At 52.2% G+C, this 13362-nt stretch carries 12 protein-coding genes; 4 read left to right on the forward strand and 8 right to left on the reverse strand.

All coding sequences use genetic code 11. From position 1 onward, the window contains the following. Positions 1-349: 349 nt before the first annotated feature. On the reverse strand, positions 350-1453 hold the full coding sequence (gene asd, locus ETV65_RS16150; protein ID WP_129953844.1) for an aspartate-semialdehyde dehydrogenase: 1104 nt from the start codon (positions 1451-1453) through the stop codon (positions 350-352). Between the two features lie 381 nt (positions 1454-1834). Here asd and ETV65_RS16155 point away from each other — a divergent pair, with 381 nt between their 5' ends. Continuing rightward, positions 1835-2428, forward strand: a complete 594-nt coding sequence (locus tag ETV65_RS16155; RefSeq protein ID WP_013573548.1) for a YhgN family NAAT transporter — start codon at positions 1835-1837, stop codon at positions 2426-2428. A gap of 62 nt (positions 2429-2490) precedes the next feature. Here ETV65_RS16155 and gntT read toward each other — a convergent pair whose 3' ends face one another. Then, positions 2491-3807, reverse strand: a complete 1317-nt coding sequence (gntT, locus tag ETV65_RS16160) for a gluconate transporter (RefSeq protein ID WP_129953845.1) — start codon at positions 3805-3807, stop codon at positions 2491-2493. A 246-nt stretch (positions 3808-4053) separates the two neighbouring features. On the opposite strand from gntT, the gene ETV65_RS16165 reads away from it, so the two are divergent. Then, the gene (locus ETV65_RS16165) at positions 4054-4569 is read left to right on the forward strand and encodes a gluconokinase (RefSeq protein ID WP_129953846.1); all 516 of its coding nucleotides are present in this window, start codon (positions 4054-4056) and stop codon (positions 4567-4569) included. A gap of 129 nt (positions 4570-4698) precedes the next feature. Here ETV65_RS16165 and gntR read toward each other — a convergent pair whose 3' ends face one another. The 6 genes from gntR to ETV65_RS16195 all read right to left on the reverse strand — a co-directional run bounded on the left by gntR (position 4699) and on the right by ETV65_RS16195 (position 10763). After that, entirely contained in the window at positions 4699-5694 is a 996-nt protein-coding gene (gene gntR, locus ETV65_RS16170) for a gluconate operon transcriptional repressor GntR (RefSeq protein ID WP_129954170.1), read from the reverse strand. A 106-nt stretch (positions 5695-5800) separates the two neighbouring features. Next, positions 5801-6718: a LacI family DNA-binding transcriptional regulator gene (locus ETV65_RS16175; RefSeq protein WP_129953847.1), complete on the reverse strand. Its 918-nt coding sequence runs from the start codon at positions 6716-6718 to the stop codon at positions 5801-5803. A 13-nt stretch (positions 6719-6731) separates the two neighbouring features. After that, on the reverse strand, positions 6732-8114 hold the full coding sequence (locus tag ETV65_RS16180) for a glycoside hydrolase family 1 protein (RefSeq protein ID WP_129953848.1): 1383 nt from the start codon (positions 8112-8114) through the stop codon (positions 6732-6734). Positions 8115-8156: 42 nt separating this feature from the next. Continuing rightward, positions 8157-9485, reverse strand: a complete 1329-nt coding sequence (locus tag ETV65_RS16185) for a PTS sugar transporter subunit IIC (RefSeq protein ID WP_129953849.1) — start codon at positions 9483-9485, stop codon at positions 8157-8159. Continuing rightward, a complete protein-coding gene (locus ETV65_RS16190; protein ID WP_014333474.1) occupies positions 9482-9805 on the reverse strand; it encodes a PTS sugar transporter subunit IIB in 324 nt (107 codons plus the stop codon). The genes ETV65_RS16185 and ETV65_RS16190 overlap by 4 nt, the downstream gene beginning before the upstream one ends. 262 nt (positions 9806-10067) lie before the next feature. Further along, positions 10068-10763: a pirin family protein gene (locus tag ETV65_RS16195; RefSeq protein ID WP_129953850.1), complete on the reverse strand. Its 696-nt coding sequence runs from the start codon at positions 10761-10763 to the stop codon at positions 10068-10070. A 235-nt stretch (positions 10764-10998) separates the two neighbouring features. Here ETV65_RS16195 and ETV65_RS16200 point away from each other — a divergent pair, with 235 nt between their 5' ends. Together ETV65_RS16200 and ETV65_RS16205 are read left to right on the forward strand one after the other, a co-directional pair. Further along, positions 10999-11217, forward strand: coding sequence for a hypothetical protein (locus ETV65_RS16200; RefSeq protein WP_129953851.1), 219 nt, complete (start codon positions 10999-11001; stop codon positions 11215-11217). Positions 11218-11259: 42 nt separating this feature from the next. Next, the gene (locus ETV65_RS16205; RefSeq protein WP_129953852.1) at positions 11260-13110 is read left to right on the forward strand and encodes a hypothetical protein; all 1851 of its coding nucleotides are present in this window, start codon (positions 11260-11262) and stop codon (positions 13108-13110) included. The last annotated feature ends 252 nt before the right edge of the window (positions 13111-13362 follow it).

A 13362-nucleotide genomic window follows, 5' to 3' on the forward strand; every position in this document is an offset into this window, starting at 1 on the left:
GAAACGTGATCCTAGTGTGCTCCCCTTTTTATCGCCGCTTTGTGATCCGGCTATGTTTCAGTTTTGCCAAAAGGTGCGTGATCACGCTTACGGTCACAATTTCCAAATAAGTGCTTATTTCAGCTTCTCAAAGAGGCAGAGCTCTTCTACTAAGCATAGACAAAGGTTCGAAAAATCAGCGTGAAGAAACCAATGAATTTTTCACAAAATGAAATTCAGAGAGTTGCGCTGGAAAAAGGCGGATAAAGGGGGAAGAGAATGATGGCAGAATTAAAAACGGGACACCGTGCTGGTGTCCCGTGAGAAGTCATCGTGAAGAAAACAGGGCAGTTTTCAACCTGGCGGCGGATTACAGAAGAATTCGCAACATACGTCGTAAAGGTTCTGCCGCGCCCCATAGCAGCTGGTCACCGACGGTGAACGCTGAAAGATATTGCGGGCCCATGTTCAGTTTACGCAGACGGCCGACCGGCGTGTTCATGGTGCCGGTGACTGCCGCTGGCGTCAGTTCACGCATCGATAATTCGCGGTCATTCGGGATCACACGAACCCAGTCGTTATGCGAAGCCAGTATCTGTTCGATTTCCGGCACCGGCACGTCTTTTTTCAGTTTCAACGTAAACGCCTGGCTGTGGCAGCGCAGCGCGCCGATACGGACACACAGCCCATCTACCGGAATAATGCTGGAAGTGCCGAGGATTTTGTTGGTTTCCGCCTGACCTTTCCACTCTTCTTTGGTCTGGCCATTGTCGAGCTGTTTATCGATCCACGGGATCAGACCGCCCGCCAGCGGAACACCAAAGTTATCGGTTGGCAACGTGCCGCTGCGGGTCAGCGCCGTTACGTTACGTTCGATATCCAGAATGGCGGAAGCCGGGTTTTCCAGCTCTTTCGCCACGCTGTTATGCAGCATTCCCATCTGGGTCAGCAGTTCGCGCATGTGCCGCGCACCGCCGCCGGAGGCCGCCTGATAGGTGGCGACAGACGCCCATTCGATGAGATCATGAGCGAACAGGCCGCCGAGCGACATCAGCATCAGACTGACGGTACAGTTACCGCCCACAAAGGTTTTGATGCCTTTATCAATGCCCTGACGGATCACGGCGTTGTTGACCGGGTCGAGGATGATTATCGCGTCATCTTCCATTCTCAGAGAGGATGCTGCGTCAATCCAGTAGCCAGACCAACCGATTTCACGCAGCTTCGGATAGATTTCATTGGTATAATCGCCGCCCTGACAGGTGATTATAATGTCCAGTGCGCTCAGGGCGTCCAGATCATAAGCATCCTGCAAGGTTCCGGACTGACCCGTGAAAGAAGGCGCGGCCTGACCGTGCTGAGAAGTGGAGAAGAATACCGGACGGATAGCGTCGAAATCGCGTTCTTCAATCATGCGTTGCATGAGTACAGAACCGACCATTCCACGCCAGCCAACGAAACCTACATTTTTCATAATATCTGTCCTGCCCTGAGGGTGATAACTGCTTAAAACGGCTTGAACGCGCGTTTGCACTCAGTGAGTGCCTGTTTTGATGCACTGCGCCCCATTAACGCGCGGGTCTACCACCTTACAAAATGTAGTAGAAGTGGCAAGTGAATTTAATCAATAGTGCGGCTTTTAATAGCAGCGCAACTTATACCCTCAATAATTCGAGTTGCAGGACAAAAGTTTCCGCTTTTGAACAGCGCTTGCGCTGGCCCTGCGAGTAACGCGACAAGCTCAGGAAGCCTGGGGAGCTTAGACAACTAAGTGACCGGCGTGAGTGAGCGCAGTTAACGCATCTGCGACTTGAAGTATGACGGGTATATAACTGGCATTTTTTCTGAGGTAGTTATGACCGAAATGATTTCAGCAACTATTTTGCTGTTTTTAATTATGGATCCGCTGGGTAATTTACCGATTTTTATGTCGGTATTAAAACATCTCGACCCGAAACGTCGCCGTGTGGTGTTGATCCGCGAAATGCTGATCGCACTCATCCTGATGCTGATCTTCCTGTTCGCCGGTGAAAAAATCCTGTCGTTTCTGAATCTGCGCACTGAAACTGTGTCGATTTCCGGCGGTATTATCCTGTTCCTGATCGCCATCAAAATGATTTTCCCGTCGGAAGAGAAAAGCAGCAGCGGACTGCCTGCCGGTGAAGAACCCTTCCTCGTCCCGATGGCGATCCCGCTGGTCGCCGGTCCGTCGATTCTCGCCACGCTGATGCTGCTTTCGCACCAGTATCCAAACCAGATGAGTCACTTAACGCTGGCGCTGTTTATCGCGTGGGGCATGTCGATGGCAATCCTGTTGCTCTCAAACCTGTTCCTGCGCCTGCTGGGTGATAAAGGCGTCAGCGCCCTCGAACGCCTGATGGGCCTGATTCTGGTCATGCTCTCGACGCAGATGTTCCTCGATGGGATCAGGGCGTATCTGAAGATTTAGCGACAGAAGAAATGAAAAAGGCGAGCCATCTGGCTCGCCTTTTTTACGCTATCCGTTTGCCGTCAGACGACCATCGACAGCAGCAGGCATCCCGCCAGACCGCACAGGGAAATGATGGTTTCCAGCACCGACCAGGATTTGAAGGTTTCGACAATGCTCAGGTTGAAATACTCCTTGAACAGCCAGAAGCCCGGATCGTTGACGTGCGAGAAAATCACGCTGCCGGACCCGACGGCGATCACCATCAGTTCAGGACTGACGCCGGTCGTGGCGATCAGTGGTGCGGCAATACCGCCCGCCGTAATCGCGGCCACGGTGGCAGAACCCAACGCGATACGCAGAACCGCTGCGATAGACCAGGCCAGCAGGATTGGCGACAGGTTGCTGCCGTGCATCAGAGCCGCGATGTATTTTTCAATACCGCTGTCCACCAGCACCTGTTTGAACGCCCCGCCACCGCCGATAATTAACAACATCATCGCGATGATTTTGATGGAGTCGGTCACAGTCGCCATCACATCTTCCATCTTGCGGCCACGGTTCAGACCAAAGGTAAAGATAGCGATCAGCACCGCAATCAGCGTTGCCATCACCGGGTCGCCGAAGAATTCAGCATACGCCAGCACCGGATGGCCTTTCGGCAGGATCATTTCGCAGAGCGCGCGAAACGCCATCAGAATGACCGGCACCAGGGAGGTGGCGACACTGACGCCAAAGCCCGGCATCTCTTCTTCCGTGAAGGTTTTCGGGTTAAACAGACCTTCCGGCACCGGTTTGTCGATACCTTTCAGGAAACGCGCATACACAGGACCGGCCAGAATAACGGTCGGCACCGCCAGCAGTGAGCCAAACAACAGCGTTTTACCCATATCCGCATGGAAAATCGTCGCAATTGCCGTCGGGCCAGGGTGCGGAGGCAGGAATCCGTGTGTGACGGATAACGCGGCCGCCATCGGAACGCCGACATACAGCAAAGGCAGACGCGCTGCCGCCGCCACAGTGAAGACCAGTGGCAACATCAGCACGAAGCCAACTTCATAGAACAGGGCAAACCCGACGATGAAACCTGTCAGCACAATCGCCCACTGAATGTGCTCACGGCCAAACTTTTCGATAAGGGTGGTCGCGATACGTTGTGCACCACCGCAATCTGCCAGCATTTTACCGAGCATGGCACCGAAGCCCATGATCAGCGCAAGACTGCCAAGCGTGCCACCCACCCCGTTTTTGATTGAGGTGATAACTTTATCGACCGGCATTCCCTGCATAATCCCCACCGCCAGCGCGACAAGAATCAGTGCAATGAAGCCATTAAGCTTAAATCGGATCATAAGTAACAACAGCAGTGCGACACCCACCGCTACAATAACTAATGGCATATTCTTCCCCTTATGCTGTCACTCAGGTATGGCTAAAAACCGGGTGATGCATTATTTTTAGTTTTCAAGATGTTGTAGGAATTAACAGTGCAACGGGTACAGACCGCGACCGCTAAAACAGCAGTGCATTCCTTTGTGATATTAGTCACATCTCCATTTGTTACCGGTATCATGATACCGGTAACATGCTAATATTAGGACTCACTACGCAGTCAAAATGTTCATTTTGGGATAGAGATCATACTTATGGCAGGACAAAGCATCATTCTGATGGGCGTGTCAGGCAGCGGTAAATCCACCGTCGGCGCGGCACTGGCCCGTGAAATTAACGCGAAATTTATCGACGGCGATGATCTTCATCCCCGCGCCAATATTGAAAAGATGGCCAGCGGCACGCCACTGAACGACGATGATCGTGCACCGTGGTTATTACGCCTCAACGACGCGGCTTACAGCCTGCGCCATAAAAATGAAACCGGCATCATTGTCTGTTCCGCACTGAAGCGCCGTTACCGCGACGCCCTGCGTAAAGACAACGAAGGCATGGTATTTATTTACATGAAAGGCAGTTTTGAGGTGATTGCCGAACGTCTGAAAGCACGCGCCGGACACTTCATGCCGACCGATTTGCTGCGCAGCCAGTTTGAAGCACTCGAAGAACCCGGCGAAGACGAGCCGGACGTGTTGCGCGTAAATATCGATCACAAGTTTGAAGGTGTGGTAGATCGCTGTATCGCGGCTTTGAAGACGGTACAGAAGTAAGACTTTCCCCTGCGAAGGGGGATGTTTAGACCGGAGAAGTCGGGAGTGGGCTTAATGGCAGCGCTGTCATCCGCAAAACCAACACCCCATCCCAGCCATCCCCTCGTGAGAGGGGAAGGCGCAAAGAAATCAGATACTTCCGCCCGCAGAAATCGTAAACCCTACATCCACCATTCTCGGCACCACTTCTTCGCCGCGAAGTCTCGCCAGCAGGCGTTCGGCGGAGATTTGCCCCATTTTTTCACGCGGCGTCAGGACGCTGGCGAGCGGTGGCTCCATCGTTTGTCCCATGTTGTGTCCATGAAAACCGGCAATCGCCATTTGTGAAGGAATTTTCAGTCCCTGACGCTGACATTCAAAGAATGCACCTGCCGCAAGGTCATCGTTGGTACAGAAAATACTGTCGATTTGTGGCCAGTCTTTTTGCGCCTGTCGCAATAACTCAGCACCACCACTGTAACTGGAAGAGCGGCTGGTCATCACACTGTAAGGCTCCAGACCGGATTCACGCATCGCCTGCTCGTAACCCTGCTGTTTAATAAGGGTACGTTCGTCCTGACGTGCGCCGAAATACACCACATGACGATGCCCGCGCGCGATAATTTGCTGGGTCATCTGCCGTGCGGCTTCAAAGTTGTTGAAACCGACCGCCAGATCCACGCAAGGCGATACGCAATCCATCATCTCTACCACCGGAATACCGGCTACTTCGATCATCTTCAGCGTACGCGCGGTGTGATGCCGCTCGGACAAAATCAGTCCGTCGATATTGTAGGAGAGTAACGAGGTCAGACGCTGTTCTTCACGTTCCTGGCTGTATCCGTAGTGCGCCAGCATGGTCTGATAGCCATGAATATCGGTCACGCTCTCAATGCCGCGCAGCACTTCCGCAAACACCTGATTGGTCAGCGACGGCAGCAGCACGCCGATAGCGCGACTTTTAGCGTTAGAAAGAATGTCAGGGGCGCGGTTGGGGATATAACCCAGCTCATCGAGTGCTGCTGAAATTTTTTCCTGCAACGCGCCGGAAACCTGTTCAGGATTACGCAAATAGCGGCTGACCGTCATTTTTGTGACGCCCACTTTGTCGGCAACATCCTGGAGTACGGGTCTTTTTTTCTTCATATTCATCAATGAGATGGTGCCGCTGAAAAGGTTAAAGGATCAGAGAGTGATGTTAGCAAACATTCGCGCAGGCGGATATCCGTTGCTGCGCGACATGAGAGGTTTGTCAGGAAGGTAAAGAGAGCTGGCCGCGAACCGGCGCGCTGATGTTGGCGGAAAACTGGCCGGTCAGCAGCGCCATCGCCCGTTGTGCCAGCGTTTCCAGCGGATAGGCAATGGCCGGAACGGCAGAAACACCCGGCGGCAACGTACTGTCGAGGCTAAACACCATCACGTTTCCCGGCACAGTGCGCCCATGATGCATCAGCTGACGAAGTGCGTCCTGTGCCGACGAGTCATCCGGCACCAGCAGGGCATTGAACGGCACATTCTGTGCCAGCAGTTGCGTCAGTGCATGTGAGCCGCTGTGAACCAGCCGGCGGTCGTAGGGCAGCAGGAATTTCTCCAGCGCCAGATGATATCCCTGCAGAATTTGACCTGCCGTATCATCATTTTCCGGGTTAATCAGGGCAATCTGTCTGCGCCCTTGTTTCAGCACATACTGACAGGCGGTTTCGGCCGCAAAGCTGCGGTCAAAATGAATACTGCGTGCAGAATCCGCATCCAGACAATCAATGGTAATGACGTTGTCGGGCAGCGTTGGCAAAGGAAAGCGTGCGCCGATCACAATCATCGCATCGCACAGGCCGCGCCCAATCTCGTCCACAGAATGCCTGAGACTTGCCGCGTCGGTGGCAAAACGCAGCAGCAGATACTTCTGATTCAGCCGCAGTTCTTTTTCCAGCGCGTGGAGATAACCGGTCGACTGATTGATGTTTTCGGTCGCGCAAATGACCCCGATACAACCGGTGGACTGCGTGGACAGCGACTGCGCGATCACACTTGGCTTGTATTGCAGTGTTTCAACCGCCTGCATCACAGCCAGGCGGCTTTCTTCTTTGACACCGCGGCTGCCACTCAGGACACGGGACACCGTCGCTTTCGAAACCTTCGCCAGCCGCGAAACGTCGTTAATGTTTGCCATGTCTTTCCTTGTGTTAGTCGAAACCGTTATTTTTAGAAACTGCTGCAAACCATTCGCCGCTTTTCTTCACCGTACGTTTCTGCGTTTCCAGATCCAGCTGGATGAAACCATACCGGTTTTTATAGGCATTCATCCATGACCAGCAGTCAATAAATGTCCACATGTGATAGCCGAGACAACCGCTGCCTTCCTGTAAGGCACGGTGCAACCATTTCAGGTGCCCGCTGACAAACTCGATGCGGTAATCATCATCAATCCGCCCTGCCTGTTCAAAGCGCAGTTCATTTTCCACACCCATGCCGTTTTCGGAAATGAAACAGCGCGGATTACCGTAGTTTTCCCGCAGATTAGTCAGAATATCGTAAATGCCCTGCTCATAGATTTCCCAGCCACGATGCGGGTTCATTTTACGCCCCGGCATGACGTAGTTATCAAAGAACCATTCCGGCATAAACGGACTTTCAGGATTAACCATACTGTCGCGGCACTGAATGCGGCGCGGCTGGTAATAGTTAATGCCGAGCAAATCTACCACGCCCTGTTTCAGCAGTTCTTTATCGCCCTGCTGACAGGCCGGAAGCTGACCGTGTTTTTTCAGCAATTCCACCAGTTCCTGCGGATATTCACCTCGCAGCGCCGGATCAAGGAAACTGCGGTTAAACATCAGATCAGCAATATTCGCGGCTTTCAGATCAGCCGGATTCTGCGAACGTGGATAAGACGGCGTGAGGTTAAGAATGATACCGATTTCGCCACCGGGATCACGGGCGCGATAAGCTTTTACCGCCAGGGAATGCGCCAGCATGGTGTGATACGCCACGGTGGCGGCACGTTTGAAATCCACCACATTCGGATAATGGAAATCATACAGATAACCACCTTCCACCGGCACCACCGGTTCGTTGAACGTAAACCAATGCTTGACCCGGTCACCAAACAGTTCAAAACAGGTATCGGCGTATTTTGCATACGCCTGCACCACGTCGCGGTTTTCCCAGCCGCCGATTTCCTGCATCGCCATCGGCATATCGAAGTGGAACAGATTGATAAACGGCTGCACACCCTGCGCCAGCATTTCGTCGATCACCTGATTATAAAACGTGACCGCTTCCTGATTCACGTCGCCACGTCCGTTGGGAATTAAACGTGCCCAGGAAATCGACGTGCGGAAGGTGTTGTGATTCAGCTGTTTCAGCAGCGCGATATCCTCGCGCCAGTTTTTATAAAACGTTGAAGTATCCTGCGGGCCGACGTCATTGTGAAAGCGTGTTGGCTGCTGTGAATACCAGTGATCCCACACCGTGGCACTTTTCCCGTGGCTCAGGGATTCACCTTCGGTTTGTGGCGCCGAACTGGCACTGCCCCACCAGAATTCTTTTGGAAATGCGTATTTCATCGTTATCCTCGCTGTCCGTTAGCTGTACGTTTTAACTGATATTTAACTGTTTGCCGGCACGGCATTGCCCGCCGTTTGTGCCGTGGCTTTTTCCGCTTCCTGTTTCAGCAACGTACGTTCATAGGCTTTCAGGAACGGGTAGTACATAACGGCTGATAACACCATACAGAACAGGCACATAATTACCGGACTGAATGCCCAGTTTGCGGCCCATGACGCACCAATCGGTGCAGGTGTTGTCCAGGGTGTGAGCGAGACCACTTGCGCGACCCAGCCGAGTTTTGTGGCGGTGTAAGCAAAAATAGCATTCAGCATCGGCACCAGCGTAAACGGCAGGAAGAATACCGGATTCATGATAATCGGCGTGCCGAACAAGATAGGTTCGTTAATGTTGAAGAAGCTCGGTACCACCCCCATCCGGCCAATAGTACGCAGATGCACGGCCTTGCTGCACAGCAAGAGAATCGCCAGCGGTAAGGTCGACCCTACGCCACCAATCAACAGATAGTGATCCCAAAATCCTTGCAGGTAAATATGTGGCAATGGCGCACCGGCCTGTAACGCCGTCTGGTTAAGCGCCAGATTGGTCATCCAGAACGGGTTCATGATGCCAGTGACAATCAGTGCGCCATGAATCCCTGCAAACCACAGCACCTGGCAAATAAACACTGAAATTAAAATCGCCGGCAGCGAATCCGATGCAGAGACCAACGGTGCCAGCAAATGCATGATGGCTTCAGGAATAATCATGCCGGTGGTGGACTGAATAAAGAGATTCAGCGGATGCAGCGTGGCGACAATCACCACCACCGGGATCAGAATTTCAAATGAACGTGCCACACCGGTCGGCACTTCTTTCGGCAGGCGGATGGTGATGTTGCGGCGTTTGAGCAACGCATACACTTCAGCGGCATAAATCGCTGTCAGAATGGCGGTGAAGATACCTTCGCCGGAAAAATATTGCGTGGAGATTTGTTTGTCATGATACGGCGCGGCCACCAGCAGAAACGCCATAAATGCCAGTAAACCGGTCATGATCGGGTCAAGCTTATAGTGCTTACCGAGGCTTGCACCGATACCTACCGAAATGAAAAACGTCATGACGCCCATGCTCAGATACCACGGCAACATCAGTTGTTCGCGGTATTTCAGCGACAAGTCCAGCCAGCCGCGCGCGAAGCTCATGGTCGTGTCCGGCGAGAAAGGCGGGAAGATAAAGACCAGCATGAACGAGCCAATAATCATAAATGGCAGCGCTGCGATAAAGCCGTCGCGGATGGCAATCACATGCCGCTGCTGACCGACACTGCCCGCCAGTGGCGTGATATGTTTTTCGATGACGTTAACCATCGCCTGATAGAGGCCACTCATACGCGGCTTCCTTCCTGTGCGATCAGACCAAAGGCAAAGTCGAGCACGTTATCACCGCGCTGCATGCCATAATCCATCATGTTGATGGTCTCGACCGGAATGTTGAATTCTGCCGCTCTGGCAGATAAATCAGCCTGCATGTAACGCACCTGCGGACCGAGCAGCACCACCTGATAATCACGGAATTTTTCATCAAACTCGCTGGCACCGAATGCGTCAATCTGCACCTCTTCTCCGCGTTCCGCCGCCACTTCTTTCATCTTCCGCACTAACAAACTGGTCGACATCCCCGCTGAACAACAAAGCATGATTCTTTTCATTTTGCTTCACTCCACGATGATTTATGTTCTGCCCGTTTTAACCTGCTGAGGGTATTTGAGGTGTTATGGAAACCGGTTTCCATCGCTATACCCTCGATGTGCGAACAGGCTCAAAATTTTGACGGGGGATTTGTTGCAGGTGTGAATGGCGTCACGAAGCGCAAAATTAAACAATGCAAAAGCGGGGAAAGAGGCTAAGGGAGAGAGCGGCATTGATACAAAAGAAAAAGGCGACCGGAGTCGCCTTAATAACCGTGAATCCTCAGACTGGCGGCAGATCGAACAACAAGATTTCGCTGTCTTCATCTGCATGAACGGACAATGCCGTTTCATCCCAGACAGCCAGTGCATCACTCTGCCCGGCTTTCTTACCGTTGATGGAAACGGTGCCTTTTACCACCTGGATCCACACGCGGCGATCAGCTTGTATCTGGTAAACCGACTGCTCATCTTTTTTCAGTGCCCAGCGGGACAACTCCATATCCTGGAACACCTTCAGCGAACCCTCGCGGGCATCCGGTGAAAGCACTAACTGGCGGCCCTGCGGCGCATCGAACATGCGCTGTTCGTAACGCGGTTCCAGCCCTTTCTGATTTGGGATAATCCAGATCTGATACAGGTGCAGCTTACGGTCGCTGTTACCGTTGTACTCCGAGTGCGTCACCCCGGTACCGGCGCTCATAATCTGGAACTCACCGGCCTGGATTTGTTCTTTATTGCCCATGCTGTCCTGATGTTCCACGGTGCCGTCGAGTACGTAGGTCAGAATTTCCATGTCTTTATGCGGATGCTTACCAAAACCCTGCCCCGCATCGATGAAATCTTCATTGATTACCCGCAGCGCGGAGAATCCCATAAAGTTCGCATCGTAATAATCGGCAAAAGAGAAGGTATGCCAGCTTTCCAGCCAGCCGTGACTTGCGTGACCGCGTTCTTGTGCTTTGCGTAAGTAAATCATGTTCAACTCTCCTCAATGTTTTCTCTAGTCTAGCCAACGGCTGAGAATAAGAAAGCGTAAAAACTTCACCCCTCTGTTCAAAAAATATGAACAAATGCAGGCGGCTCATTCCAAAGGATTTGTGGGAGATGAGGCAAATTTTCTTATGCCGGTTGCTTAATTGCCTATCCGTACAATACTCAAAGAATAAATTCCTTAAGGTAAATTAATGTGACTTCTGTTCCCGGAAATTATCATGATTAAGCGCTGCAAGTTAATCGCAGGGATCACCGGCGGTATTAATCATTATCAGGCGCATCACGTGATATTCACGCACGGTAAGCGGTTATTCACAGATAAGGCATTTTCCCGTCCGTCTTATTTTATTGAACAGAACAATATCATGATAAATACCACATCCGTTGTGCCAGGCCGTACAGGGCCACATATTGTGGTTGAAAATACGGAGATATAACAAAGTAAAAAAGCTCACCCTGAGCCTTAAAAGGATCCGCCCATGAAAACGTTAAATCGTATATCGGCACTGAAGGATTATAAATTACGGCAAGATCATAATGTCTTCGTTAATGGTTATTTTCAGGCCGGTGACGGCGGTGGCGGCCATTATTACTGGGACAAAAACTGCGTTCTGTCCGCCAATAACGGCACCGTCATCCGTTCTGATCACTCGGACACTGGACGCTGGCTGCTTATCCATCAGGGCGTGGGCGATTTCCGCACTTTCGGTGTTCTCAATGCTGATCAACCCGCCGACGATGCGCTGGATGCATTAGTCAATGACCCGGCCATCAGCCAGATCTTCGCTTTTTCAGATTTGCTCTTTCAGCGCCGTCATCGCTTCTCACGTTCAGACCTCGTTCTGGATTTCCAGAACAACCGAATTTTCACCACAGGCATTGCCAGCGCACCGGCCAATGACCCCTTTGCTGCTGTGCTATTTTTCCAGGGCACGTTGACCGGCATGCCTGTCACCTTCACGCAGACGGAAACGTTACAGGAGCAAACAGATATTTTCCCGGTAGCGGATTCGTCAGTTTTTCAGGTGGGCGACTGGTATGCGGTTCAGGTGACGGCGGTGAAAGGCGCGGCAGAACGGGAACTGCAAAAGCTGGTGGAAATTATCGCCATTCCTGACAGCACACATATTCAGATTGATTATTACAACGGCTGGGAATTGCTGGCCGGCAGGATAATCAGCTGGCAGAAAGTCGAACCGGTCAAATTCGTCACCGTCAAAAATATACAGTTCTTTGGGGCGGGTGCTGATCAGATCACCGGCAGCCATCCGGTGGCGTTTGAATACGCGGTGTATGCCAACGTCGAAGGTATCCATTCGACGGGCTCCTTCTGGCCGGTGGTAATGCGCCGCTGGAATACCCATTATCTTACGAAGCAATGTTCTCTCATCAATCCGCCGAACACAGCTTTTGGCGGTGCCGGATACCTGACCCAGCAAATCTATTGTCTTTACGGCCAGGTCAGTGATTGCAGCGTCGCCAACGCGCGGCATTTAAATGATTTCACGGCGTCGGCGTATTGTCTGGTCGAAAATTGTCATGCAAGCGGACAAAGCGCGGAAAAAGGGCCGTTTGTGACCCACGGTCAGTACGAACATGATCTCACCTATACCGGCAACTCAGGCCTGATGACTTTTGCCAATTCCGGTGCGACCTGGGGAGGCAGCGCCAAACGTATCAATGTACGTAAACACGTCTGCCCGTGGTTTGTCGCACGCACCGGCGTGAGTGAACTCACGCTGGAAGATGTTGTGGTGATGGCTAACGACACTATCCCGCAGTCCGGGATGTTGTGGGTGAATGCCGACGGTTTGCAGATGACCGGCTGTACCGCTGACCGCACGCTGATTATCAGTCAGGCATCGCAACGCGCTGCGCGCCCGAATGTCATCCGTCAGTGCCAGTTTTCTCTGCCGGAGGACGGCGCACCGGTAGTACAAAGCAACGTCACCGCCGCCCTCACCTTTACCGATACAGTATTTAACGACATCAACGGGCAGGCTTTTGACAGCACCGCACCGCTGAATTTTGTCCGCTGTACGTTTAATGCCACCACAGAATTTGCACCGCTCACCCTGAAATCCTCCACGCTGTCGGTTCAGGCATCACAGTTTAATCAGGCCGGTTTCGTCCTTTCCGGCACTGAGGCGAAGCAAATTGATATTCTTTCCTCGACGATGGTGCAGGCTACATTGGATTTCACTGCTTTCACCTCACAGCCCGCCGGTTCACTGATGTTTCTTAACAACCGCCTGTCAGGCAGCGCTGTCATTGCACAGCCTCCCGCCGGAGAACGGGTAATATGGCAGCAGAATATGATTTTTGCCTGAAACAGGCTCGCCAGAAATATGAAAGGTTTTTCGAAATAGTTTGAGTTGTGGAAAGGCGGCCAGCGAGCGAATCCCCGGGAGCATACACAAGTATGTGACCGGGGTGAGCGAACGCAGCCAACGCATCCACAGCTCAAAATATGAAGAAAAAAAAGCCAGCACCCGGCTGGCTAAGTAATACTGGAAGCAATGTGAGCAATGTCGTGCATTCATGGGGACCCGTTTGACCTTGGTGTGAGGCCATCCCCGGAA

The organism is Rahnella sp. RFA10(1/100) (genome assembly GCF_004195115.1).
In the GTDB taxonomy this organism is placed as follows: Bacteria; Pseudomonadota; Gammaproteobacteria; order Enterobacterales; family Enterobacteriaceae; genus Rahnella; species Rahnella perminowiae.

Excerpts from the sequence above, each read along its gene's own strand:
- asd (WP_129953844.1), bottom strand. The coding sequence starts at position 1,453 with ATGAAAAATGTAGGTTTCGTTGGCTGGCGTGGAATGGTCGGTTCTGTA.
- ETV65_RS16155 (WP_013573548.1), top strand. The coding sequence starts at position 1,835 with ATGACCGAAATGATTTCAGCAACTATTTTGCTGTTTTTAATTATGGAT.
- gntT (WP_129953845.1), bottom strand. The coding sequence starts at position 3,807 with ATGCCATTAGTTATTGTAGCGGTGGGTGTCGCACTGCTGTTGTTACTT.
- ETV65_RS16165 (WP_129953846.1), top strand. The coding sequence starts at position 4,054 with ATGGCAGGACAAAGCATCATTCTGATGGGCGTGTCAGGCAGCGGTAAA.
- gntR (WP_129954170.1), bottom strand. The coding sequence starts at position 5,694 with ATGAAGAAAAAAAGACCCGTACTCCAGGATGTTGCCGACAAAGTGGGC.
- ETV65_RS16175 (WP_129953847.1), bottom strand. The coding sequence starts at position 6,718 with ATGGCAAACATTAACGACGTTTCGCGGCTGGCGAAGGTTTCGAAAGCG.
- ETV65_RS16180 (WP_129953848.1), bottom strand. The coding sequence starts at position 8,114 with ATGAAATACGCATTTCCAAAAGAATTCTGGTGGGGCAGTGCCAGTTCG.
- ETV65_RS16185 (WP_129953849.1), bottom strand. The coding sequence starts at position 9,485 with ATGAGTGGCCTCTATCAGGCGATGGTTAACGTCATCGAAAAACATATC.
- ETV65_RS16190 (WP_014333474.1), bottom strand. The coding sequence starts at position 9,805 with ATGAAAAGAATCATGCTTTGTTGTTCAGCGGGGATGTCGACCAGTTTG.
- ETV65_RS16195 (WP_129953850.1), bottom strand. The coding sequence starts at position 10,763 with ATGATTTACTTACGCAAAGCACAAGAACGCGGTCACGCAAGTCACGGC.
- ETV65_RS16200 (WP_129953851.1), top strand. The coding sequence starts at position 10,999 with ATGATTAAGCGCTGCAAGTTAATCGCAGGGATCACCGGCGGTATTAAT.
- ETV65_RS16205 (WP_129953852.1), top strand. The coding sequence starts at position 11,260 with ATGAAAACGTTAAATCGTATATCGGCACTGAAGGATTATAAATTACGG.